General features: G+C 67.3%; 4 protein-coding genes. 3 read left to right on the top strand and 1 reads right to left on the bottom strand.

The window, feature by feature from the left end; all coding sequences use genetic code 11:
• Positions 1-28: 28 nt before the first annotated feature.
• On the bottom strand, positions 29-982 hold the full coding sequence (locus tag ACZ5CW_RS41115; protein ID WP_468610943.1) for a LysR family transcriptional regulator: 954 nt from the start codon (positions 980-982) through the stop codon (positions 29-31).
• A 176-nt stretch (positions 983-1158) separates the two neighbouring features.
• Between ACZ5CW_RS41115 and ACZ5CW_RS41120 the strand changes: the two genes are divergently transcribed.
• The 3 genes from ACZ5CW_RS41120 (at position 1159) to ACZ5CW_RS41130 (ending at position 3599) form a co-directional block, all read left to right on the top strand.
• On the top strand, positions 1159-1800 hold the full coding sequence (locus tag ACZ5CW_RS41120) for a hypothetical protein (protein ID WP_468610945.1): 642 nt from the start codon (positions 1159-1161) through the stop codon (positions 1798-1800).
• 332 nt (positions 1801-2132) lie between these two features.
• A complete protein-coding gene (locus ACZ5CW_RS41125) occupies positions 2133-3215 on the top strand; it encodes a hypothetical protein (protein WP_468610947.1) in 1083 nt (360 codons plus the stop codon).
• 18 nt (positions 3216-3233) lie between these two features.
• Positions 3234-3599 (top strand): DoxX family protein, encoded by a 366-nt coding sequence (locus tag ACZ5CW_RS41130; protein WP_468610949.1) that lies wholly within the window; start codon positions 3234-3236, stop codon positions 3597-3599.
• Positions 3600-3701 lie beyond the last annotated feature (102 nt).

Raw genomic sequence — 3701 nt, forward strand, 5'->3', positions numbered from 1 at the left:
GATACGCCGAAGTCAGTAGATGACAAGCTCAGGCCGCGTTCCACCAGCGCCGGTTCGTCTTGCGGAGTGTCTCCTCGTCTGTGGTGCGGGCGTGCGTGCGGAAGACGCGCACGAGCGCGCCCAAAGCAGGGGTGAGCGGCGGGGAGGCCGGCCAGGCGAGCACGGCCGTGCACGGCGGGAGGTCGGTGACGGGCATGAAGCGCAGGCCGGGCCGAGCCATGAACGCCAGCGTGCTTTCGGTGATGAAGCGGGTGCCGTGCCCCAGGCTGGCCAAGGAGACGTAAGCCTCCAGGGTGGTCGCCGTGTGGTCGGTATACCGCACCGGGGTGCCGTCGGGACGCGGGTCAGCGGCCCAGAACTCGCGGTACTCCCGGGGCACGTGAGGCGAGAAGCCGATGATGGGCAGGTCCGCTAGGTCCGCAAGGGTCACCGACTCGCGCTCCACCAGCGGATGGGTGTCGGGGATGCACGCGAACCGTGCTTCGCTGCCCAGCCGCAGCGTCTCGAAGCCCGAGGGCATGGGCCCGTAGCAGATGACCGCGTCGAGCTCCCCGTCCAGTGGCGCCCTCACCTGCTCGATGTTGTCGACAGCGCGCCACTCGACCTCCGGACAGCTCGGATGACGTTCGCGTAGCTCGTCAAGAAGTATCCGCAGGGCGGGCAGGGCCGTCATGTAGGAACCGAGCCGCACCCGGTCCGATGCCGCCGGGTGTGCCTGTGTCTCTGCCGCACGGCGCAGGTCGTCGACGGCGTCCACCACGGCCCGCACCTGGGGAAGCAGCGCCTCACCGGCCGCCGTGAGCTCCACCCGCCGCGTGGATCGCTTCACGAGGGGCACTCCCAGGTGCTCCTCGAGGCTGCGGATCTGCCGACTGAACGCGGGCTGGCTGATGAACAGCCGGTTTGCCGCGCGCCCGAAGTGAAGTTCCTCCGCCAGCACGAGCAGCAGCCGCAGCTGATGTGTACTCGGATCGGTCGCCATGATTCCCCCTGTCAGGACGGCCAGCCGTCCTTTCCCATGCAGCTGAGGGTATCAATCGCTACCCCGTTCACATCAGTGAGCCCTTCCGAATTACTTTCCGCCTGGGCCAGGATGAATTGCGGCGCTCACGAACGGGAGCCGTACATACACCATTGATCTCCCGGAGAGGGGAAACTGTGTCTCGAATTCAAGGGTATGTCGCTGTCATAGGCCTGACCGCCTCGTTGGTTTTCGGTGTGGGAGCCGCGGCGGCAGGCGCCGCGAACGCCGCGTCCACGTCGAGTCCGGGAACGGGGGCCGTTCCGGCGAGTTGGCACTACGTAGACACCTACCCGACCTCTGCCGCCCTGCCGGCCGCAGCGAATGCAGCAGCCGGAGAGACGCCTGGTCCGAAGCAAGTCAGTGCAACGACCTACTGGTCGTTCGACAACGCAGCACGTGGTTGCCTCACGGGTGGCGACAGTGGTGTCGCCTTCGAAGCCGCCTGTCGCGCGACAAGCAAGCACCAGGACTGGCATTGGACGGGGCACCACGACGACATGCTCGCCAATCGGGCCACCGGCAAGTGCCTGGCCACGGACTACAAGTCCGGGAGCGATGGGAAGGCGAACGCTGTCTGGACTTCCCGGTGCAACGAATATGAACCAGGGCAGCACTGGAAATTCGACTACACGTCCAGCGATGAGGGACTGATGGTCTCCCTTCCTTTCAGGACTTATCTCAGGACCTCGCCGGGTAACGCTCAAGCGGTCTACACGGACAACAAACCATCGCCAACCCCGTTCGACAACTACTTCTGGTCGCCAAGCCGCGACTGACCACGCCGTCCCCATGTGCTCAGCCGGTCTCACACCACGACCAGTGGAGTCTTCAGTAACTGGTGGGCGCCGTGGAGTAGGCGGATGTAGTTCCTCTCACTGAGCGAGCGGCGCTCATCCCACCGAAAGAGGGCCCTGGCTGCGCCCGGCGGCGGCGCTGTCATCGCGCCCGGCCGCGGTCCCCTGCGATCCGAAGGAAGTGACCTATGCCTGGGCTCCAGCTCCTCGGCAGCGTGGGCTCCGATGGGTCCGTTGGGCAGTGCCAGACCGGGGGAGGATTGACAGCCGTTTCGTTTCCCCCCGGTGAGGGAGGCGGGTTGTTCCAGTGAGGGATGCGCGCGCTGAATGCGACCGAAAGGCTTGTGAGCATGGAAATCAGTCGAGAGGGTCGGGCACCGACCGGTGCGGCCCTGGGGCGGGGATGGACCATTGCGCGCAGGGCCGCTGGTCTGGTGGCTGCTGGGACGCTGTCGCTCTACCTGGCGGTCAAGGTCATCTGGGTGACCGTCGCCCTTTTCGGTGACGGGCCAGGAGGGTCCGACGGCAGCGCAGCCGAGTGGGCCATGCTCAACGCGGTCACGGTGGTGATGGCCGCGACTGGCATTGCGCTGGGGTTGGCGTTGGCGCAACCGTGGGGAATGCGGCTGCCTGGGGCACCGGTGCTGTTCTTTTCATGGATGGGGAGCGGCTTCCTGGGGTCGCTGCTCCCCTACGGAGTCGTGGCCGCGGTGCTCGGTGCCGCCGGGGTCCGTCTGGGAAGCGAGGACGATGCCGAGCCAGGCGGTGGGTCGGCCGCCGGCGGCGGCGGGATGCCTGATTGGGAGATGGCCTTCATCTCCATCGGGTTCGTGGGAATGGCGGTGGGACTCGCTGTCGCTCTCCCGGTCTACCTCCGGGAGCGCTGGCCACACGCCTTCGTGGGCCGGGTGGGGGACGGGGCCTCCACAACGCTCCCGGGAGTGCACCGGCTGCTGGTGCCGTTGGTTACCACGGCCCTGGCCGTGCTGTCGCTCTTCTGGGCTTGCGGTGGAACGCTCGGCCTCAACCAGGCGTTCCACCACTGGGACCTCAACGGCCGTCTCCTGATCGGAAGTGGTGGGCTCTGGTCGCTGCTCGGCGGCTGGACCGTCTGGGTGCTCGCCCGCCCTGCTGGTCGTCGACTGCCGCTGTGGCTTCCCATGATGACCGGATTCGTCGCCTCAGGGTCGTTGTTCGCGTGGAGTTCCTGGAGGTTCGTCTGGGCGGTGGTGCGCCCCGGTGACTACGAGCCCCTCGAGCATCCGGCGGTCGCCGTCGTCGAGCATGGGATCGCCATGGGCGCCGGTATCGCGATACTCGCCCTGCTCATACGGGTTCACCGCGAGCGTGCAGCCACCCACGCAGCCATCAGGGTGGACCACCATATAACTGGCTGATCAGGGAGCCCTGCGGTCATGTACTCCGTCGCCGCCGTCACGCTGGCGGTCTTCCTGGCCGCCGTGGGCCTCGCGCACTTCGTCGTGCCCGGCTACTTCCGTGGCCTGGTCCCGTCCTGGCTCGCACGCGCCGGGTTGCTCGTCGCCATCAGCGGAGCGGCGGAGATCGTAGTGGGCGCGCTGGTACTCCTGCCGGAGACCAGGTCGGTGGGCGGATGGGCCGCGGCCGCTCTGATCACCACGTACCTGCCCTCACACCTGGACGCCTGGCGGCACGCCCGTCCCGGCAGCGCCCGGCTCCTGGAGTGGCCGGCGGGGACGGTGGTGCGGCTGGTGGTCAACCTCTTCTACATCGCCTGGGCAGTCTTGGTTGCCACGGGGTGACCTCTGCGACGAAGCCCAGGGCCACCGCGAGAGGTCATCCGCCGAAGGAGACCATCTGGTTCTCGCGCCGGCGGAATCAGCAGGCTCCGTCTCGGACGTATT

The sequence above is a fragment of the Streptomyces sp. NPDC031379 genome (assembly GCF_055569615.1).